Origin of the sequence: Amycolatopsis vastitatis (assembly GCF_002234595.1) — a bacterium.
GTDB classification, from domain to species: domain Bacteria; phylum Actinomycetota; class Actinomycetes; order Mycobacteriales; family Pseudonocardiaceae; genus Amycolatopsis; species Amycolatopsis vastitatis.
In genome coordinates, this window is the sequence record NZ_NMUL01000022.1 from 121,315 (window position 1) to 142,180 (window position 20,866).

A 20,866-nucleotide genomic window follows, 5' to 3' on the forward strand; every position below is an offset into this window, starting at 1 on the left:
CAGCCCAGGGCACTGATCAGCCCAGGGCACGCAGCTTCGGCAGGACGTCCTCGGAGAACTGGGCCAGGAAGCGTTCCTGGTCGTGGCCGGGGCCGTGGAAGACGAGGTGGTTGAGGCCCGCGTCCAGGTACGGCTTGATCTGGGCCACGGCCTCGTCCGGGTCGGAGGCGACGATCCAGCGCTTGGCGACCTGCTCGATCGGCAGCTCGTCGGCCAGCCGTTCCATCTCCTCCGCCGAGGAGACGGTGTGCTTCTGCTCCGCCGTCAGCGACAGCGGCGCCCAGAACCTCGTGTTCTCCAGCGCCTTCTCGTGGTCGCGGTCGTAGGACATCTTGATCTCGATCGTCCGGTCGACGTCCTCGGCGTCGCGCTCGGCCGCCTGCGCGCCCTCCTTGACCGCGGGCATCAGCTTCTCGGTGTAGAGGTCCATGCCCTTACCCGACGTGCAGATGAACCCTTCACCCGAGCGTCCCGCGTACTTGGCGACCACCGGGCCGCCCGCCGCGACGTACACCGGCACCGGCTGCTCCGGCCGGTCGTAGATGCTGGCGTTGACCAGCTTGTAGTAGTCGCCCTCGAAGTCGACCTTGTCCTTGGTCCACAGCTCGCGCATCAGCTTGATCGACTCGCGCAGGCGCGCGAACCGCTCCTTGAACTCCGGCCATTCGCGCCCCGAGACGGCGATCTCGTTCAGCGCCTCTCCGGTCCCCACGCCGAGGATCACGCGGCCGTTCGACAGCAGCGACATCGTCGCGAACGCCTGCGCGATCACCGCCGGGTTGTACCGGAACGTCGGGGTCAGCACGCTCGTCCCGATCTGCACCCGGCTGGTCCGCTCGGCCACCGCCGGCATCCACGCCAGCGCCCACGGGGCGTGCCCGCCCTCGTGCCGCCACGGCAGGAAGTGGTCCGACACCCACACCGAGTCGAGGCCGGCCTCTTCCGCACGCACGGCGTACTCGACCAGGTCCCGCGGCCCGAACTGCTCCGCCGACGCCTTGTAACCGACCTTCAGCCGCACCCGCTCAACCTCCCGTTTCCCGGCCGAGGCGGCGAAGGATCTCACCTGCCCCGGCCACTGTGCCCTCGACGATTTCCGCCACCGTGGGCAGGTCGTGGATCATGCCCACCACCTGTCCCGACGCTAGCACTCCCGCGTCGGTGCGGCCTTCGACGAGCCCGGCGCGCAACAGCATGGGAGTGTTGGCCGCCATGACCAGCTGACTCCACGTCAGGTCCTGGCCGTGTTTCATCGCGAGGCCTTCCCTGACCATCGCAACCGGGGACAGTCCGGTGATATTCCGGAACCGGAGCGCGTTGCGCGCGGCCTGCGCCAGCCCGCGGAGACGGCCGGTGCGTTCGAGCTTCTCGACCAGGTCGGTGCGCAGGACGCGGTGCGGCAGGCCGTCGACGCGCCGGGTGACGACCGTCCCGGTGAGACCCTGCTCGAGGTAGAGGCGCTTGACGTCGTCCGGGACCGTGCTCTCCTTGCTGAGCAGGAACCGCGTGCCCATCGCCACGCCCGCCGCACCGTAGGCGAGGGCGGCGGCGAGCCCGCGTCCGTCGAAGAACCCGCCGGCGGCGACGACCGGGATGTCGACGGCGTCCAGCACCGAGGGCAGCAGCAAGGTCGTGGCCACGCCGCCGGTGTGCCCGCCGCCTTCGCCGCCTTGGACGATGACGGCGTCCGCACCCCAGCCGGCGACCTTCTCCGCGTGCCGCGCGGCACCGACCGACGGGATCACGACGATGCCGTGGTCACGCAGCTTCGCGATCATCTCCTTGCGCGGCGCGAGCGCGAAGGACGCGACCTTGACGCCCTCGCGGATCAGCAGGTCCACCCGGTCGCCGGCGTCGGCCGCGTCGGCGCGCAGGTTGACACCGAACGGCTTCCCGGTGCGCTTCTTGACCTCGGCGATCGCCGCTTCCAGCTCGCCGAACGTCATCGTGGCCGACGCGAGGATGCCGAGCGCCCCGGCTTCGGCCGTCGCCGAGACCAGGCGCGGGCCGGCGACCCAGCCCATCCCGGTCTGCACGACCGGGTGCTCGACGCCGGCGAGCCGGGTCAGCGCGGTCTTCACGCCGGGACTTCCCGGTCGCGCAGGCTCTTCGGATCAAGGACTTCGCGGAGCAGCCTCAGCTCCTCGCCGGTGGGCTCCCGGGTCGTCTCCGCGGCCGACATGTCGACATCGAAGGTGGTCGCGGCCGTGACGTCGTCGCGGGTGACACCGGGATGCAGCGACACGGCCCGCATCGCGTGGTCGTCGCCGGTGAAGTCGAACACGCCGAGATTGCTGACCACGCGGTGGACGTCGTGGTACTTCTGCGCCGACGGCCCGGCCTTGGCGGCGTTGTCGTAGCCGACACCGGAAATGACGTCGACGGTGTCGACGAAGACGCGCGTGCTGTGCCGGGGTACCCAGTAGCTGGTGCGGTGGTTGATCGTGTTGCCCGGCGCGCCGCGCACCCCGAGCAGCTGCTTCTTGGGGCGGGCGTGGTCGCCGATGGCGGAGATGTTCTGGTTGCCGTAGCGGTCGATCTGGTTGGCGCCCATGACGATGTGCCGCCGTCCGTGCGGGACGATCGTGTCCAGCATCTTAAGGAACGGCTGCCAGCCCTCGACCACCCCGTCGGTCGTCACGAGATACGCCTCGCCGTCGGACAGCAGCAGGTCCGGCTCGAACGTCAGCCGCGCCAGCTTCGCGCCCAGCTGCGGGACGAGGCCCATCGGGCTGGCCAGGATCTCGCCGTCGCCGCGGAACAGCTCGGCCACCGCCACCACGACGATCTCGGCCCGGGTCGCGCTCATGCCGCCTCCGCCTCGAACTTGTCCACTTCGGACAGATACTGTCGTTCGTCCCCGGACAGGAACCGGTCCACGAACCCCGGCCACGCCTCGAGGTCCTTCGCACAGGTCGCGTAGTGCCGCTGGAAGCGCTCGTCCCGCCCGTAGTCGGGCACCGCCGTCGTGAAGTGCGCGCCCCGGGGCGTCTCGGCCACGCCGTCCACGCTGCCGCGGTTGAGCAGCAGCGACTGCACCGGCCCGCCCGCCAGCAGCTCGGCGGTGTCGACGACTTTTTCCACCGACACGAAGCACCTGTCCGCCGCCAGGCCGAACAGCTCGTCGAAGTACGGGTCCGGGCCGAGGTACTGGGCGTTGCCGCGGGCGTCGGCGCGGTTGAGGTGCACCAGCGCGACGTCGAGGTGCTGCGCCGGAACGGCGACGAGCTCCTCGCCGTCGTCGTACGGCGAACGCACTGTCCGGAGATCCCGGTTGGCGCGCATGACTTCCGAGCCGAGTCCGGCCCGGGTCGGCAGGAACGGCAGCCGCTGCATCGCCGCCGACAGGGCCGTGCCGAACATGCCCTCGTCGTACTCGGTCACCTCGATCGCCCCGGTCTCCCGGGCGCGGCCGAACCACGGGTCGTACGGAATCGAATCCAAGGTGACGAACCCGAACACCACCCGCTTCACCTTGCCCGCCGCGCACAGCAAGCCCACGTCCGGGCCGCCGTAGGACACGACCGTGAGATCCTTCACCGGCGTGCGGAGAATCGCCCGGACCAGCGCCATCGGCTTGCGCCGCGATCCCCAGCCACCGATCCCGACGGTCATCCCGTCCTTCAGCTCGGCCGCCACCTCGGCGGCGGTCGTGCGCTTATCGGCCATTCAAGAACTCCTCACGAGCCTCGTCGGACGCGCCGAGCAGGTTCAGCTCGAAGGTGAAGCCCTGCTCGAACCGGTAGCTGCGGTGCACCTGCTGGGTGTCGATCCCGTTCAACGCCTCTTTCGCCGCCCGGATCACCCGCGGGTCCTTGCCCGCGATGTCCCGCGCGACGGCCAGCGCCGCCTCGTCGAGTTCCGCCCGGGGCACGACCTGGTAGACGGAACCGTGCGCGTGCAGCTCGGCCGCCGTGATCTTGCGGGCGGTGAAGTACAGGGTGCGCATCAGGTGCTGCGGCACCAGCCGCGCCAGGTGCGTCGCCGCACCGAGTGCCCCGCGCTCCACCTCGGGGACGCCGAAGGTGGCGTCGTCGGAAGCGATGATCACGTCGGCGTTGCCGACCAGGCCGATGCCACCACCGAGACAGAACCCGTGCACCGCGGCCACGACCGGTACTTCGCAGTCGTACACCGCGCCGAAAGCGGCATAACAGCCCCGGTTCGCGCCGACCAGGGCGTCGTACCCGGCGCTGCGCTGGATCTCCTTGATGTCCACACCCGCGTTGAAGCCCCGGCCCTCCGCCCGCAGCACGACGACGTGGACCTCGGGGTTCTTGCCTGCCTGGAGGATCGCCTCGGCCAGGTCGAACCAGCCCTGCACCGGCAACGCGTTCACCGGGGGGAAGTCGACCGTGACGACCTCGACGTGACCGTCGCGTTTGGTGAGAACGCCCATCAGCTCGCTCCGTAGACGGGTTCGGGCTCGGGCGCGCGCTCGAGCAGATCGGCGACCACCGGCCCCAGTTCCGCCGGATCCCAGCGGGCGCCCTTGTCCACCTCCGGGCCGTGCCGCCAGCCCTGCGCCAAGGCGACCTTCCCCCCTTCGACCTCGAACACCCGGCCGGTCACGTGCGCGGACTCCGCACTGCCCAGCCACACGACCAGCGGCGAGACGTTCTCCGGCGCCATCGCGTCGAAGCCGCTGTCCGGACGCGCCATCGTCGATGCGAACACCGCCTCGGTCATCCGCGTCCGGGCCGCCGGGGCGATCGCGTTCACGGTCACCCCGTAACGCGCCAGTTCGGCCGCCGCCACCACGGTCAGACCGGCGATCCCCGCCTTCGCGGCCGAATAGTTGCCCTGCCCCACGCTGCCCAGCAACCCGGCGCCCGAACTGGTGTTGATCACCCGGGCCTGCGGAAGGCGTCCGGCCTTGGCTTCCGCGCGCCAGTGTTCCGCCGCGTGCCGCAGGGGCGCGAAGTGGCCCTTCAGGTGGACGCGGACCACCGCGTCCCACTCGTCCTCACCCAGGTTGACCAGCATCCGGTCCCGGAGGAACCCCGCGTTGTTGACCAGCACGTCCAGCCGGCCGAAGTGCTCCAGCGCCGTCCCGATCAGCTCCTTCGCCCCGGCCCAGTCGGCGATGTCGGAGGTGTTCGCCACCGCCTTCCCGCCCAGCTCCTCGATCTCCGCCACGACTTCGGCGGTCGCGTCCCCGTCCACGTCGTTCACCACCACCGGTGCGCCTTCCGCGGCGAAGGCCAGCGCGTGCGCTCGCCCGATCCCCCGGCCGGCCCCGGTCACCACGACCACCCGGCCCTGGCACAACCCGCTCACGAACCCTCCCGATGATTGACATCCGCCGCGGCGAGGAACGCCGGGACCTCACCCCCGCCATGCACGCGCAACGTCGCGCCCGAGACGTAGGAAGCCAAACCGGACGCGAGAAACGCGGCGCACGCGCCGACCTCTTCCGGCTCGGCCAGCCGCCCGAGCGGCACGGTCTTCCCGACCGCCTCGACCGCGGCTTCACTGCCGTAGTGCAGCTGCGACTGCTCGGTCCGCACCATCCCGACGTCGAGAGCGTTGACCCGGACCTTGGGCGCCCACTCGACCGCGAGACTCGCGGTGAGGTTGTCGAGCCCGGCCTTCGCGGCGCCGTAGGCCGCCGTGCCGGGCGACGGACGTGTCCCGCTCACGCTCGAGATCATCACGATCGAGCCGCCGGAGTCCTGCCGCTGCATGACCGCGTTCGCGTGCTGGGCCACGAGCAACGGCGCCAGCAGATTCAGCTGCACGACCTTCTCGTGCAACCGCGGCGACGCCTCGGCCGCCGGCACGTACGGCGCGCCACCGGCGTTGTTGACCACCACGTCGAGCCGCCCGTGCCGCTCGACGATTCCCTCGACCAGAGCCGCGACCTGCGTCTCGTCACGAACGTCGCACGAGACGAACTCCGCCTCGGTGGGCGCCGCCCGCCGCGCGCAGACCACGACGTGGGCACCGTGGGCGAGGAACACGCCGCTGATCCCCCGGCCCACCCCGCGGACACCGCCGGTGACCAGCACCACGGCCCCGGCCAGGCCCAGATCCGTCTTCACCCGCGCACCACCTTCCACGCCCAAAACTAGAACATGTTCTCGCTTTGGACAAGGCGTGCCGGGAAAGCGGCTACGGCTCGGTGGAGGGGAACTCGTTCCGGGTGACGCGCAGGCCCGACGCGCGCAGCGCGGCCTGCATGGCGAACCGCGCGTCCGGGTCGTCGAGGCGGTCGCCGAAGGCCTGCTTCAGCTGGCGCACGCGGTAGCGGACCGTCTGCGGGTGCACCGAAAGGTCCACCGCGATCTTCTCGGAGTTGCCGCCGTTCTGCAGCCAGGACAGCAGGGTTTCGCCCAGCCGGCCGCGCGTCCGGTCCGGGAACTGCGCGAGCGGCGCCAGCTCTTGGCGGGCGACCTGCTCGGCCAGCGGGGAGTCGGACAGCAGCCACAGCTCGGTCAGGTGGTCCGTGCACCACGTGACGGGAGCGTCGGGGAGCGCGCCGTCCGCCACCAGCCGCAGGGCGGTTCTCGCCCAGCGCAACGAGTGCGCCGCGGCCCCGAGGTCCGTCGGCGGCCCGACCGCGACGCGCGTGCCGAGCCGGGTGAGGCTCCGCGCGTCCGCCGGAGCGGGCAGCAGCAGGTGCGGCTGCGGCGGTTCGAGGTCGGCCAGTACTTCGGGGCCCCAGGACGTGCTCACCGTCGCTTCGGCGGCGACCGCCACCACTTCGCCCGGCACGGGCCAGCCGGCCGCCGCCGCGAGCTCGGCGAGGACGGCTTCCGGCACCGTGCCCGGGCCGGTGAGCAGGCGCAACAGCCGCCGCCGCAGTCCCGCCCGGGTGCCGTCGATCTCCGCGCGCGCTTCCCGGTAGCCCCGGCTCGACATCCGGGCCAGCTCGTCGGCGAAGCCGAACAGCATCTCGGCCAGTTGCGCCATGACCGCGGACGCCAGCCGGTGCCGACGGCCCAGCCGCATGATCCAGCGCCAGCCGACGCGGGTGCCGATGCGGTAGGCCGACTGGAGGTCGTCGAGGGTCCGGCCCTCCCGCGCCTCGCCGGCCCCGAGCCGGCGGCACGTCTCGTACAGCTGGTCGCGCGAGGCGAGCGGATCCTCCACGAGGTCCACGAAAAGCGCGACGGCGCACTCGACGCCGTGCCGGGTCACGCGGCCGTACTCTCCCGGCCGGGCGTAGACCGGGACCGCCCGCCACACCTCCCGGACGATCGAGTCCACCAGCGCCGGCAGGGCCGGGCGCATGAGCGCGGCCAGTTCTCCTCTCCGGAGTACTTCTTCTCCGGACTCCCGCGGGGCAGGGAGGCGTTGCTGGGCACTGTCGCGAGGCACCAAGGTTCCTCCACCGGTCGTGACCAGGAAAGCTTGCTTTACCGGACAGTAAAGCAGGGGATCCGTAGAGTACACCTCCATGAGCCGGCAGAGTTCCCCTGATCGATCCAGCGCTCGCCGTGGCCCGGCCGCCCGGCCCACCGACGACGAGCTGCTCGACGCCGCCCGCGCCGTGTTCGCCGAGCGCGGGTTCGACAAGGCCACGATGGATCTGATCGCCGCTCGCGCCGGTTCCACCAAGCCGACCCTTTACGCGCACTTCGGCGACAAAGCGGCCCTCTTCCGCGCGACCGTCACCCGGGAGGTCGCCGCCCTGCGCAACTGGGTGATCGCCGCCTACGAGACGACGGCTCCGCGCCCGATCGAAGAACAGGTCCGGCTCTCCGTGATGGCCATGTTCAGCTACGCCGGCGCCCACCCGGACAGCTTCCGGATGCTGTTCGACTCGGCGGTCGACGAAATGTCGAACGAGCGCCGCGCGCTGGCCGACACCGTCACCACGTACGTCGTGACGCAGATCCGGGAGCACCTGCTCGCCCGCGGCCGGATCCCCGGCCCCAGCACGGACCTGCTCGCCGCGATGATGGTGGGCCTCGTCGGGCGGGCCGCGATGCACGTTTCCCACTCGCCCGGGATCGACCCGATCGCGGCGGGCGACCTGGCGACGGGGTTCGTCATGGCCGCGCTGCGCGGCCTCGATCCGGCGCTCCTCGACCACGTCGACGACGCGCGCCGGGCCCGGCAGTGCGCCAACTGAGCATCCACATAGGACTGTTTGTCACCGGCTGAACAATTCCGGAAACACCTCTTGCCTTCGGCCCGCGACCACTGCGACCCTGCCATCACCCGCAGGTAAGCGCTCGCTTTCCCGCTTCCAGGAAAGCGCTTGCGGAATCCGATTACCCGGCACAAAGGTGTGTGATCAGCGATGAATCGCGTCCCCAGGAATCGTTTTCTTTCCGCTGCCGCCGCGGTCGGTTTCGCCGCCGCCGGTCTCACCGTGGCCGCCGCGCCGGCCGCTTCGGCCGCGCCGTGCACCGACATCGACGTATCCGTGGCCCGCGGCACCGGCGAGCCCGGCTCACTGGGCATCATCGTCGGCCAGCCCGTCTACGACGCGGTGCAGAACCGGCTGCGGCCGCGGTCGGTGAGCAGCTACGGCGTGAACTACCCGGCCGACCTGATCGAACCCGCCTCGGTGCAACGGGGCAACACCGACCTGGTCAACCACGTGCGGTCGCAGGCCGCGGCCTGCCCGCAGCAGCGGTTCGTCCTCGTCGGCTACTCCCAAGGCGCCAACGTCGTGGACAACTCGATCGGCATCAGCAGCGACGGCGCCCTCGTCGGCGGCCCGATCGCCGCGACCATCCCGGGCGACCTGGCCCCGCGGATCGCGGCCATCGTGCTCTTCGGCAACCCGATCCGCGCGATCGGCCGTCAGGTCACCGGCACCTACCAGGGCCGCACCAAGGACTACTGCGCCTTGGGCGACCCGATCTGCCAGTTCGGCGGCACCGACATCCTGGCGCACCTGAGCTATGGCGGCCAAGCGGGCGACGCGGCCAACTTCGTCGCGGGCAAGGTCTGATCCCCGTTCCGTGAATGGCATGTCGGGTCGCCCGACATGCCATTCACGGACTTTCCTCAGCAGTTCGAAGGTGCCGTTTCGCCGTTGAACCGTTTCACGATCCATTGATGGGCGTCCGCGTTCCCGGCGAGGATCCCGGTGGCGTGGTCGGCGAGGTAGGTGGCCCACTGCTCACGGACCCCGGCCGCGCAGTACGCCCGGTGCAGCGTCTCCGCCTGCGGGGTGTTGACGATCTCGTCGGTGCTCGCGTGGTACTGGAACACCGGCACCCGCGGCGGGTGCGAGCCCAGCTTGTTCTGCGCCAGCCGCGCCTGCCACTGCGGCGTGCCCAGCGGGTCGGACGTCGTGAAGTCACTGATCTTCTTGAACGAGTAGTTGAGCAGCAGTTCCGCGGTGCACGCGTTCTTCTTCGCGTCGCCCAGCTGCTGCCGCCCGGTGTCGTTGAGGAAGGAGTCCAGCTTCAGGTCCGGGTACGCGGCGTCGAGCCCGACCGCGGCGAAGGCCAGGAACCCGAAGCCGATGTAGCCGTCGAGGCCCTTGGCGACCTCGGTCAGGTCGGCGGGCACCCCGCCCGCGACGACGCCGACGACGTTCAGTTCAGGCGCGTACGCGGGCTGCTTCTCCCCGGCCCACATCGATCCGCCGCCGCCTTGGGAGTAGCCCTGGAAGATCACCTTGGCGCTCTTGGCCAGCTTGGCCGACGGCAGGTTCTGCGCCGCGCGCACCGAGTCGATCACGGCCGGTCCCATGGACTGCCCGGTGATGTAGGTGGGCACGGTCGTCGGCGAGTAGCCCTCGTAGTCGGTCACGGCGACGGCGTAGCCGCTGGACAGCGAGTCGTTGATGGCGGGCTGGTCGTACAGCGTGCCGCGCTCCATCGCCTTGGACGCGGTGCACTTGAACGCCGGGCCCTGCGTGCCCACGGCGTAGCCGACGATCGGCGCCTTGGCCGGGTCGACGCCCTTCGGCACGAGGATGGTCCCGGTCACCGCGTCCGGACGGCCCTGGGCGTTGGTCGAGAGGTACATGACCTGCCAGGCGTCGGCGTTCAGCGCGTTCAGCAACGGGACCGAGGGCCGCCAGCGGAGGACGTCACCGGGTTTCCCGGCGGGCAGCGGCGACGGCGGGGTGTAGAAGGAGTCGTCGAACGGGCCGGGCAGGATCGGTGCCGCCGCCGCGCCGGCGGGCGGGCTCGCGGCCACTGCCCCGAGCGCCACCAGGCAGCAGGCCAGGAGCGCCGACAGCAGGGGCCGGACATGGACGTGCTTCATCGCAACCTCCATCGGGGAAAGGAATCCGCTCAGGCCGGGAGGCCGAGCGCGCCGGCCAGGACCGGCCACGAGTTGTGCAGGGCGCGCTGCCAGTACGGCCAGCTGTGGGTGCCCGGCCCGTAGTAGTCGACGGTCGCCGGGATACCGGCCAGCCGCAGCTTGTCCGTGAAGCTCTGCGACGACAGCAGGGCCGACGTTTCCAGGACGTCGCCCTGCGCACCGGCCGGGTCGAGCGGCCCGGCCTGCCCGTTGCCGCAGGAGACGTAGAGCGCCGTGCCGCGCAGGTCCCCGAGGTGGTCGGCCGGGTTGTGCGCGGACCACAGCGGCTTCATGGACCAGACGTCGCCCCAGAGGCTCACGATGTTGTAGAACCCGGTGCGGATCAAGATGCCGGCGATCCAGGCCGGGATGCCCGGGTAGAGCGTGTCCGGCACGCCGCTGTAGGAGGCCGCCGCGCCGAACATCCCCTGGTGCTGGAACGCGTACGCGAGCGCGCCGTAACCCCCGATCGACAGCCCGGCGACCGCCCGGCGCGTGCCGCCGCGGTACCCGCGTTCGACGATCTGGCGGACTTCGGCGGTGTGGAACGTGTCCCAGTCCGGGGTGCTGCTCAGGCCGAAGTTCCACCACTTCGTGTACATCCCGGCCGGGCCGTCGGTCGGCATGACGACGAGGGCGTCCTTGTTCGCGGTGAACGCCTTCACGTCGGTGAACTGGTCCCACGAACGGTAGTCGACCGGCTCGCAGCAGCCGTGCAGCAGGAACAGCACCGGCCACGTCCGCGTGGGCTGCGAAGCCCACCCGGACGGCACGATCAGCCGGACCATCCCGGTCGTGCCCAGCGCCGGCGAGTCGATCTTCAGGTCGACGGTCCGGGCGTCCAGCCACGTCTCCTGGACGACTTTCGCGCCGTCGTCGGCTGTCGTGCCCAAGCTCGCCTCGGCGGCGGTCACCCCGCCGGCGAGCAGGACCGCGACCATCGGCATCAGCAAGGCGATCCGCAACCGGGTCATCGCCACACCTCGTTTCACAGGGGGATGTTTCCGTGTTTCCTGGCCGGCAGGGTCTGCCGTTTGGTGCGCAGCGTCCGCAGGGCCCGCGCGACCTGCAGGCGGGTCTGCGACGGCGTGACGACCTGGTCGACGTAGCCGCGTTCGGCGGCCAGGTACGGGCCGGCGTGGCGCTTGCGGTACTCCTCGGTGAGCCGGCGGCGGGCGGCCTCCCGTTCCTCGGGCGGCAGGGCGGCCAGCTCGCGCCGGTACAGCACCTGCACCGCGCCTTCGGCGCCCATCACCGCGATTTCGGCGGTGGGCCAGGCCATCGAGACGTCGGCGCCGAGGTGCTTGGAGCCCATGACCGCGTAGCCGCCGCCGTAGGCCTTGCGGACGACCACGGTCACCTTCGGCACGGTCGCCTCGGAATAGGCGTAGATCAGCTTGGCGCCGCGGCGGATGATCCCGCCGCGTTCCTGGTCCGTGCCCGGCAGGTAGCCGGGGACGTCGGCCAGGGTGAGCAGCGGGATGTTGAAGGCGTCGCAGAAGCGCACGAACCGGGCGGCCTTTTCGGACGCGTCGATGTCGAGCACACCGGCCTGGTGCCGCGGCTGGTTCGCGACGACGCCGACCGTCCGGCCCTGGACCCGGCCGAAGGCGCAGATCATGTTGGCCGCGAAGGCGCTGTGCACCTCGGTGAACTCGCCGTCGTCGACGAGCCGGGCGATCAGCTCGGCCATGTCGTAGGTCCGGGTCGGCGAGTCGGGCACCAGCCGGTCGAGCTCGAGGTCGGCGGCCGTGACGGCGGGATCGGTGTCGTCGGCGTACTCGGGCGCGGGGTCGAGGTTGTTCGAGGGCAGGTACGCGAGCAGGGTCTGCACCCAGTCGATCGCGTCCTCCTCGCCGGCGGCCCGGTGGTGGGCGTTGCCCGCCACCTCGCTCTGCACGGCCGCGCCGCCGAGCTCCTGGGCGGTGACGCGCTCGCCGGTGACGGCGTGCACGACGTCCGGGCCGGTGACGAACATGTGCGAGGTTTCGTCGACCATCACGGTGAAGTCGGTCATCGCCGGGGCGTAGACCGCGCCGCCGGCACACGGGCCCATGATCATCGAGATCTGCGGGATGACGCCGGACGCGTGGGCGGTGCGGCGGCCCAGCTCGGCGTAGTACGCCAGCGAGACGACGCCTTCCTGGATGCGGGCGCCCCCGGAGTCGTTGATCCCGACGACCGGGCAGCCGATGCTCATGGCCAGGTCCATCACCTTGAGGACCTTTTCGCCGGAGACCTCCCCCATGCTGCCGCCGAAGACGCTGAAGTCCTGGGAGAACACGCAGATCTGGCGGCCGTCCACGGTGCCGTGCCCGGTCACCACGCCGTCGCCCCACGGGCGCTGGGCGTCCATCCCGAACTCCGCGCAGCGGTGCCGCGCGAACTGGTCGAGCTCCACGAAGGACCCCGGGTCCAGCAGCAGCCCGATGCGCTCGCGCGCGGTCAGTTTTCCCTTGGCGTGCTGCCGGTCGACGGCCCGCTTTTCGGCGATCCGGACGACTTCGTCCTGCCGGTCGGCGAGGTCGGCGATCCGGAACGCCGTGGTCGGGGCGAGCTCGTCCATCAGCGGACCCCCGCCCCGAGCCGCCCGGCCAGTGCCGCCGCGAGCGCCGTCACGTGGGGCGGGTCGATCATCGAGACGTGGTCGCCGGGGACCCGCACCACTTCGAGCGCGCCGCAGAACTCGTCCCAGCCGAGGGTGTCGTCGGTGCGCAGGTACCGCGGGTCGAGCGTCGTGGTCAGCGGGTGCGGCTCCCGGGCCCGCAGCAGCAGGACGCGGCCGTCGTGACGGCCCGGGGTGTACCGCTCGGCGACCCGGGCGTCCACATAGGACTCGTACTGGTGGCGCAGGACGCCGGCGCCCATGTTCGGCACGTACTCGGTCAGCTTCTCCATGACCCACCGGATCTGGGCGTCCTCGTCCAGCCTGGCCAGCTCCTCGCGCGGCACGGCGAACGGCACCCCGTACGTCCGCGACACGTGGTCGGCGAACCGGTCGAAGCGCTCCAGCAGCAGCTCTCCCGCCGGGGTTTCGGTGTCCGGCAGCGGCAGGATCGTGTCGATCAGGACGACCAGCTCGACCCGCTCCCCCGCCGCGGTCAGCCGCCGCGCGGTCTCGTGGGCCAGGCAGCCGCCGAACGACCAGCCGCCCAGCCGGTACGGGCCGTGGGGCTGGATCTCGCGGATCAGCTCGAGGTAGCGAGCCGCCTTGCTCTCGACGGTGTCCTCCTCGATCCGCTCGAACCCGTACACCGGCTGGCCTTCGGGCAGCAGCCGCACGAGTTCGCGATACACACTCGTCGGCCCGCCGGCCGGGTGGAAGAGGAACACCGGCTCGGCGGCGACGCCGTCGCGCAGCAGCCGCACCGGGCCGCCGCCGTGACCTTCGAGCTCCGCGCGCAGCAGGTCGGCCATCGCGGCGACCGTCGGCGTCGCGAACAGCCGAGGAAGAGCGGGCACCGCCTCGAGCTCCTCGGCGAAGACCGACCACAGCCGCCGCGCCCGCTCCGGATCGCCGCCCGCGGCGAAGAAGTCGTCGTGCACGCCCGGCTCCGGGCCGCCCAGTTCGGCCTGCCAGTGCCGGGCCACCCAGCGCTCGGCCGGGTCACGCGGCCCGGCGGCGACGGGCTCGCGCGGCGAAGCGATCCCGAAGCCGGCCTGCTCGGCGAGGTGCCCGGCGAGCTCGTCCAGGCTGGCTCCGCGCAACAGCAGCGGGATCGGCAGCGGCAGGCCGAAGTCGCGTTCCACCGCGCCCCGGGCCCGCATCGCCGACAGCGAGTCCAGGCCGAGCTGGGTGAGCGGCACGGTCCGGTCGACCCCGGCCAGGCCGAGCAGGTCCGCGACGAGCCCGGCCAGGTGGTCGGCGATCGCGGCCAGCGCGGCGTCCGGCGGGACGGCGCGCAGGACGTCCAGACCGTCCCAAGTGGACGCTTCGGTCCGCGGCGCGAAGAGCGTGAAGAACGGCCGGCCGGCCAGCCTCGGGAACAGCTCCAGCACGGCCCCGGAGTTCACCCTGGCCACGCCGGTCGAGGCGCGGTCGCGCGCCAGGACGTCGTCCAGGGCGGCCAGTGCCTCCTCGGTGCCGAGCGGGTCGAGCACCGGGTTGGCCGAGCCGGCCGCGGCGCCGACCTCGCCCCACGCACCCCAGCCGATCGTCGCCGCCGGGAGGCCCTGGGCGCGGCGCCACGCGACCAGGGCGTCGGCCCACGCGTTCGCGGTGGCGTAGGCGGTCTGGCCGGGCGACCCGAACAGCGCCGCCGCCGACGAGTACACCAGCCACCAGTCGGGTTCGTGCCCGGCGGTCGCCTCGTGCAGCCGCCAGGCGCCCAGCGCCTTCGGCCGCCAGACGGCGTCGAGCGCGTCGCCGTCGAGGGTGATCGCGGCGCCGTCGGCCAGGACCCCGGCAGCGTGCAGCACCCCGCGAAGCGGCACACCTCCTTCGACGGCCGCCGCGATCAGCTTCTCCGCCGTGCCCGGCTCGGCGATGTCGCCGGCCACCACGCGGACGTCCGCGCCCAGGTCGCCGAGGCCGGAGCCGTCGGCGTGCCTGCCGTTCAGCACCAGCCGCGTCGCACCCCGGCCGGCCAGCCACTTCGCCGCGGTGAGGCCCAGGCCGCCGAGCCCGCCGGTGATGACGTACGCGCCTTCGCGGACCGGGTCGCGGACCGGGTCGCCGAGGCCCGGGCGGACCAGCTGCCGGGTGTACCGGACGCCCTCGCGCCAGGCGACTTCGTCGTCCGGCCCGTCGGCGCGGACTTCGTCCCACAGCCGGTCCGCGTCGCCGTCGAAGTCGGCCTGGCTCACCCGGAGTTCGGGGTGTTCGAAGGCGAGCACCCGCACGAGCCCGCGCAGCGCCGCCGGGCCCGGGTCGCCCCGCTCGCCGGGCAGGACGCTCTGCGCCCCGGTGCTGACCAGCCACAACCGGGGCGGCACGGGCAGCTCGGCCAGTTCGGCGACGACGCCGGTCAGCGTCTCGACCAGCCGCGCGGCGCCCATCGGGTCCGGTCCGGCTTCCCGGGCCAGCATGGCGAGCACCGCGGTCACTTCACCGTCTCGCAGCAGTTTCGCCAGCTGCCGCCGGTCGCCGAGGCGGGCCGTCCGCACGTCGTCCCCGGCGAATTCGCCGTCGGTCAGCACGATCCAGCGGTGCGCCCGCGCCGGCGCGGCGGGCAGTTCGGCCGGCCGCCAAGCCGCCTCGAAGAGCAGCCTCGCCGACGCCGTGTCGCGGAGCCGGCGGCAGTAGACGTCGCGGAACTCCACGAGGACGACGTCGTCGGCGTCGACCAGCTGGACGCTGCCGAGCACGCCGTCGCCGGACTCCCCCAGCATTGCGTCCACCCGCACGCCGCGGCGCGGGTCCCCGGCGACGATCACCTCGGCCACCGCGAGCGGCACGTAAAGGGCGTCCGCCTCGCCGACGGCCGCGGCCAGCGCGTGCAGGCAGGCGTCGGCGAGCGCGGGGTGCAGCACGTAGGCGGGGTGGTCGGCCTCGGGCAGCGTGATCGACGCCGACGCACGGCCGGGCGCGGCGGTCACCCGGCGCAGGCCGCGGAAGGCCGGGCCGTAGGACTGGCCCAGCTCGGCCAGCGCCCGGTAGAGGTCGACCGGGTCGCCGGTGACTTCCCCGAACGGCGGAGACGGCGTCCCGCCGGTGCCGATCCGCGCGGTGGCGTGCCGGACCCAGCCTTGCGAGGACTTGGCGTGCACGCCGAACGCGGTGCCGGTGAGGCTGGTCGTCACCTCGGTGTGCTCGGCCAGCGGGAGCAGCTCGCACAGCTCGAGGTCGAGGACGCGCCCGCGGGGGCCGGCCGCGGCGAGGGCCAGTTCGAGGAAGCCGGTCGCCGGGAACACGGGTTCGTCGCGCACGGTGTGGTCGGCCAGCCACGGCAGTGCCGCGGTGCCGACGTCCCCGCGCCACAGGTGACCGCCGGCCGGGTTTTCGACGTGCACGCCCAGCAGCGGATGAGCGCCACCGGAGCGGACCGTGCGCCGCGGCCAGAACCGCCGGTGCCGCCAGACCGGGCCGGGCAGCTCGACCGGCGGCGTCTCGGGGCGGGCGGCCAGCACCCCGGCGTGACCGCCGACGTGCAGCCGGGCGAGGCTGGTCAAGAACGCCGTCCGCTCGTCGACCCGGCGGCTCGCCGAGGCCAAACCGGTCTCGCCGGTGGTCTGCTCGATCGCGGCCAACGCGACCGGGTGGGGCGAGATCTCGGCGAAGACGGTGTGTCCGTCGGCGGCCGCCGCCTGGAGGGCCTGGCTGAACCGCACCGGGCGGCGCAGGTTCGCCGCCCAGTATTCGACGTCGAACGCGGGTGTCTCCCGCGGATCGTCGAGAACGCTGCTGTAGCAAGGGATTCCGGGCTGTCCGGGCACCAGCCCGGCCAGCGCGGCGCGGAACCGGCCGAGCACCGGCTCGACGGCGGCGGAGTGCCCGGCCCCGCCGACCGGCAGCCGCCGGGCCAGCCTGCCGAGGCTTTCGGCGTGCGCGACCACGGCTTCGACGGCGTCCGCGGGGCCGCTGATGGTGCACTGGGCGGGCGACGCGTACACCGCGACGGTGACTTCGGGGAACTCCGCCACTTCGGCCGGGGAAAGCTCGACGACGGCCATGGCGCCGCCGCCGCTTCGGTCGAGTTCGGCCAGCAACCGCGCCCGCGCGGCCATGATTTTCAGGCCACCGGCGACATCGAGCGCCCCGGCGACGACCGCGGCGGCGACCTCGCCCATCGAATGCCCGAGCACCGCGGCCGGAGTGACGCCGTGCGCCCGCCACAGCGCGGCGAGGGCCAGCTGCATCCCGAACAGGGCGAGCTGGGTCGCGGCCAGGTCCGGGAGTTCGCCCTCCAGGGCCTCCCGCAGCGAAAACCCGGCCCCGGCACGGAAGGCGGGGTCGAGCGCGTCGATCTCGGCGCGGAAGGCGGGTTCGGAGCGCATCAGCAGCCGCCCCATCCCCGCCCACTGCGACCCGTAACCGGAGAAGACGAAGACAACCCCAGAACACCCCAATGTGGCGTTGGTTGCGTCCAACGCACCCAACGTGGCGTTCGGTGCGTCCAACGCACCGAACGCCACATTGGGGCGCTTGGCACCACGCGCCGAGCCGCTCGTGATGCCGCGGCCGGCGGCCAGTTCGCGCAGCGCCTCGGCCACTTCGCCGCGGCTCTCGCCGACCACCGCGCCGCGGACCGGGAGGTGCTCGCGCCGGTGGGCGAGGGTCGCCGCGACCGCGTCGAGCGGGACCTCGCCGTTCTCGAGCCAGTCCGCCAGCTCCGCGGCCCGAGCCCGCAGTCCCTCGGCCGAGCGGGCCGAGAGCGCGAACACCTGCGGGCCGTCCGCCGCACCCCCGCGGGGCGGGAACGCCGCCGCGGGCCACTCCTCCAGCACGACGTGCGCGTTGGTGCCGCCGAACCCGAACGCCGACACCCCGGCCCGGGCGGTGCCGGAGTAACGCGGCCAGTCCGTGCCTTCCGCGACCACCTTCAACCCGGTGAAGTCGACGTGCGGGTTCGGGGTGCGGAAGTGCAGGCTCGGCGGCACCCGCCGGTGCGTCATCGCCAGCACCACCTTGAGCAGCCCGGTGATCCCGGCCGCGCCTTCGAGGTGGCCCAGGTTGCTCTTCACCGAGCCGAGCAGCAACGGGCGGCCCGGTTCGCGCCCGGCCCCGAGCACCTCGGTCAGCGCTCCCGCCTCCAGTGGATCGCCCAGCGGTGTCCCGGTTCCGTGTGCCTCGACGTAGTCCACAGAGGACGGATCGACCCCCGCCACCGCGTACGCGTCGCGCAGCAGGGCCGCCTGGGCCTCCGGGTTGGGTGCCGTCAGGCCGTTGGAACGGCCGTCGGAGTTCACCGCGCTGCCGCGGATCACCGCCAGCACCCGGTCCCCGGCCCGCCGCGCCGCGCGCAGCGGCTTGAGCACGACCACCCCGCAGCCCTCGCCGCGGGCGATGCCGTCGGCGCCGGCGTCGAACGGCTTGCAGCGGCCGTCGGCGGCCAGCACCCCGGCACGGTGGAACCCGGCGGTGATCCCGGGCGACAGCAGTACGTTCACCCCGGCCACGAGCGCGGTCTCGCTCTCGCCGCGGCGCAGGCTCTGCACCGCCTGGTGGACCGCGACCAGCGACGACGAACACGCCGTGTCGAGCGTGAGGCTGGGGCCGCGCAGGTCGAGCAGGTACGAGAGCCGGTTCGCGGCGATGCTCGCCGCGGCCCCGGTGCCGGACCAGACGTCGACACCCGCGACGTCGGTCATCGTCAAGGAGCCGTACTCGGTGGCCGACAGCCCGACGAACACGCCGGTCCGGCTGCCGCGCAGGCGGCTCGGCGGGATGCCGGCGTGCTCCAGCGCCGCCCAGACGACCTCCAGGAGGAGACGTTGCTGCGGGTCCATCGCCTCGGCCTCGCGCGGGGTGATGCCGAAGAACTCCGCGTCGAACCCGGCGACGTCGGAGAGGAACCCGCCGCGCGCGGGCACGCCGGCGAGGTCTTCGGCCGGAGCGAACGTCTCCCACCGGCCTTCGGGGACCTCGCCGATGCCGTCGCCGCCGGCGTCGAGGAACCGCCAGAACGCCTCCGGGGACTCGATCCCGCCCGGCAGGCGGCAGCCGAGGCCGACGACCGCGATCGGTTCCCCGTCCTCCGGCAGGGGCACGTAGGCCGACTTGGACTCCACAGTGGACAGATGATCGGCGATCGCGGTGATCGTCGGGTACTGCCAGACCAGCGTGGCCGCGAGCGGGCGGCCGACGAACCGGCCGAGGTCGGCGGCGAGGACCGTCGCGTCCCGTGAGGACAGTCCGGTTTCGTGCAGGGGCCGGTCGGGGTCGGTCTCGCCGATCCGCGCGGTGAGCCAGGCGCGGATCGCGGCGGCGTCCGGCGCGCTCATCCGAGCCGCCGGGCGGTGAGCGAGCCGTCCAGATAGGACTCCCGGCACCGGGCGCGGCTGATCTTGCCGCTCGAGGTGCGCGGCACCTCGCCGGGCGGCAGGAAGACGACGTCGTGCAGGCGCAGGCCGTGCCCGGCCGACACCGCGGCCCGCAGTGCTGCCGTCGCCGCGACGACGTCGGCTTCGGTGTTCTTGGCGCGTTCCAGGACGACGACCGCGGCTTCCCCGTCGCCGCCGTCGATCGCGAAGGCCGCGGCCGAATGCGGCCGGACCGCCGGGTGCTCCTCCACCGTCTGCTCGATGTCCTGCGGGTAGTGGTTGCGGCCGTCGACGACCACCAGGTCCTTCAGGCGGCCGGTCACGAACAGCTCACCGTCGAAGACCACGCCGAGGTCGCCGGTCGCCAGCCAGCCCTCGCCGGTGCCCGGATCGCTGGGCGGCAGGCCGAAAGTGGCCGCCGACGCTTCGGCCCGGCCCCAGTAGCCCTGGCCGACGTTCGGGCCGCTGACCCGGATTTCGCCCACCACCCCGGGTTCGGCGGGGTGCCCGGTCACGGGGTCGGCGATCCGCACGAGCTGGCCGACCGGGCGCCCGCACGAGACGAGCGTCGTCGTGGAAGTGCCGGGTGGGGCCGGCTCGGCGTGGCCGGCGGCGAGCCGGGCCCGGTCGAACGTGACCTGCCGGGGTGCCTTCCCGGCGTCGGTGACGGAAACCAGGACGGTGGCTTCGGCCAGGCCGTAGGAGGAGCGGTGGACCTCCGGCCGCAGCCCGCACTCGGCGAAGGCGTCGTGGAACTTCGCGATCGTGGCCGGCAGCACCGGTTCGCTGCCGTTGATCAGCGAGACGACCCGGCTCAGCTCCAGGTAGTTCTTCTCGGCTTCGGTCACCCGCGACGCGCAGTAGGCGTAGGCGAAGTTGGGCGCCGCGCTGATCCCGCCCGGACTGGCCGACAGGGCCCGCAGCCACCGCGCGGGGCGTTCGAGGAACGCCAGCGGGTCCATCAGCACCGAAGCCAGCCCGCCGGCCATCGGCGCGCCGATGCCGAGGATGAGCCCCATGTCGTGGAACAGCGGCAGCCAGCTGACCGCCGACGTCGTCCCGCTCTCGGCGCCGTAGGCGGCACACGCCTGGCGGGCGTTGGCGAGCACGTTGCGGTGCGTCAGCACGACCCCGGCCGGCGAGCGCGTGGAACCCGAGGTGTACTGCAGGTACGCCGGTTCACCGGGATCCGGCGCCGGCCAGTCGTGCGTCCCGGGAGCGACCGGGGCCACGGTGTCGACGGCGACCACGGCCGGTGCCACGCCGGAACCGGCGAGGAACCCGGTGACCGCGCCGGTTTCCGCGGCCGTCGTCAGCACGACCCGCGGGCCGCAGTCGGCGAGGGCCGCGGCCAGGCGGCCCTCGTGCCCGGGCAGGCCCGGAGCGAACAGCGGCACGGCGACCAATCCGGCCCGGAGTGCGCCGAGGAACGCGACGACGTAGTCGGCGGACTGCCCGGCCAGCACCGCCGCCCGGTCACCGGGACCGGCCAGTTCGGACAGTCGCGCGGCGACCGCGTCGACCCGCTCATCGAGCTCGCGCCAGGTGAGTGTCACCGCCCGGCCGTCCCCGCCGTCCCGGTGGTCCAGATAGGTCACGGCCACCCGGTCGCCGAGGCGGCGCGCCCACTGGCTCAGCAGGGTCGCGAACGACTCGCCGTCGGCAGCTGCTTCGCCGGTGTGGGGAACCGGCTGGGAAATAGTTTCCATGGCTCCTCGCAGAG

At 72.7% G+C, this 20,866-nt stretch carries 15 protein-coding genes; 2 read left to right on the forward strand and 13 right to left on the reverse strand.

All coding sequences use genetic code 11. The features are described 5' to 3' along the window. Positions 1-16: 16 nt before the first annotated feature. The 8 genes from fgd to CF165_RS22700 all read right to left on the reverse strand — a co-directional run bounded on the left by fgd (position 17) and on the right by CF165_RS22700 (position 7,323). A complete protein-coding gene (gene fgd / locus CF165_RS22665; protein ID WP_093949552.1) occupies positions 17-1,021 on the reverse strand; it encodes a glucose-6-phosphate dehydrogenase (coenzyme-F420) in 1,005 nt (334 codons plus the stop codon). 4 nt (positions 1,022-1,025) lie between these two features. Beyond that, entirely contained in the window at positions 1,026-2,081 is a 1,056-nt protein-coding gene (locus CF165_RS22670; protein WP_093949553.1) for an NAD(P)H-dependent flavin oxidoreductase, read from the reverse strand. Continuing rightward, positions 2,078-2,809 (reverse strand): CoA-transferase subunit beta, encoded by a 732-nt coding sequence (locus CF165_RS22675; protein WP_093949554.1) that lies wholly within the window; start codon positions 2,807-2,809, stop codon positions 2,078-2,080. Before CF165_RS22675 ends, CF165_RS22670 begins: the two co-directional genes overlap by 4 nt. Beyond that, positions 2,806-3,669, reverse strand: a complete 864-nt coding sequence (locus CF165_RS22680; RefSeq protein WP_093949555.1) for a CoA transferase subunit A — start codon at positions 3,667-3,669, stop codon at positions 2,806-2,808. The genes CF165_RS22675 and CF165_RS22680 overlap by 4 nt, the downstream gene beginning before the upstream one ends. After that, positions 3,659-4,399, reverse strand: coding sequence for an enoyl-CoA hydratase family protein (locus tag CF165_RS22685; RefSeq protein WP_093949556.1), 741 nt, complete (start codon positions 4,397-4,399; stop codon positions 3,659-3,661). Before CF165_RS22685 ends, CF165_RS22680 begins: the two co-directional genes overlap by 11 nt. After that, on the reverse strand, positions 4,399-5,280 hold the full coding sequence (locus CF165_RS22690; protein ID WP_093949557.1) for an SDR family oxidoreductase: 882 nt from the start codon (positions 5,278-5,280) through the stop codon (positions 4,399-4,401). The genes CF165_RS22685 and CF165_RS22690 overlap by 1 nt, the downstream gene beginning before the upstream one ends. Continuing rightward, entirely contained in the window at positions 5,277-6,044 is a 768-nt protein-coding gene (locus CF165_RS22695; RefSeq protein ID WP_093949558.1) for an SDR family oxidoreductase, read from the reverse strand. The genes CF165_RS22690 and CF165_RS22695 overlap by 4 nt, the downstream gene beginning before the upstream one ends. 70 nt (positions 6,045-6,114) lie before the next feature. Next, positions 6,115-7,323, reverse strand: a complete 1,209-nt coding sequence (locus CF165_RS22700; RefSeq protein WP_240521732.1) for a PucR family transcriptional regulator — start codon at positions 7,321-7,323, stop codon at positions 6,115-6,117. A gap of 79 nt (positions 7,324-7,402) precedes the next feature. On the opposite strand from CF165_RS22700, the gene CF165_RS22705 reads away from it, so the two are divergent. Together CF165_RS22705 and CF165_RS22710 are read left to right on the forward strand one after the other, a co-directional pair. Then, the gene (locus CF165_RS22705; protein WP_093949560.1) at positions 7,403-8,080 is read left to right on the forward strand and encodes a TetR/AcrR family transcriptional regulator; all 678 of its coding nucleotides are present in this window, start codon (positions 7,403-7,405) and stop codon (positions 8,078-8,080) included. Positions 8,081-8,251: 171 nt separating this feature from the next. Beyond that, positions 8,252-8,911: a cutinase family protein gene (locus tag CF165_RS22710; RefSeq protein WP_093949561.1), complete on the forward strand. Its 660-nt coding sequence runs from the start codon at positions 8,252-8,254 to the stop codon at positions 8,909-8,911. Between the two features lie 56 nt (positions 8,912-8,967). Here the strand turns inward: CF165_RS22710 and CF165_RS22715 are convergent, their stop codons facing one another. Genes CF165_RS22715 through CF165_RS22735 form a run of 5 tightly spaced genes read right to left on the reverse strand, consistent with a single transcriptional unit; the run spans position 8,968 to position 20,852 of the window. Further along, positions 8,968-10,182 carry a lipase family protein gene (locus CF165_RS22715; protein ID WP_240521733.1) on the reverse strand — a complete coding sequence of 405 codons (1,215 nt, stop codon included), beginning with the start codon at positions 10,180-10,182 and terminating at the stop codon, positions 8,968-8,970. Between the two features lie 29 nt (positions 10,183-10,211). After that, positions 10,212-11,168: an alpha/beta hydrolase gene (locus CF165_RS22720; protein ID WP_439098516.1), complete on the reverse strand. Its 957-nt coding sequence runs from the start codon at positions 11,166-11,168 to the stop codon at positions 10,212-10,214. 41 nt (positions 11,169-11,209) lie between these two features. Beyond that, positions 11,210-12,787: an acyl-CoA carboxylase subunit beta gene (locus tag CF165_RS22725; protein ID WP_093949562.1), complete on the reverse strand. Its 1,578-nt coding sequence runs from the start codon at positions 12,785-12,787 to the stop codon at positions 11,210-11,212. Next, entirely contained in the window at positions 12,787-19,104 is a 6,318-nt protein-coding gene (locus CF165_RS22730) for a type I polyketide synthase (RefSeq protein ID WP_093949563.1), read from the reverse strand. Before CF165_RS22730 ends, CF165_RS22725 begins: the two co-directional genes overlap by 1 nt. Then, positions 19,101-20,852, reverse strand: a complete 1,752-nt coding sequence (locus CF165_RS22735) for a fatty acyl-AMP ligase (protein WP_093949564.1) — start codon at positions 20,850-20,852, stop codon at positions 19,101-19,103. Before CF165_RS22735 ends, CF165_RS22730 begins: the two co-directional genes overlap by 4 nt. Between the last annotated feature and the right edge of the window lie 14 nt (positions 20,853-20,866).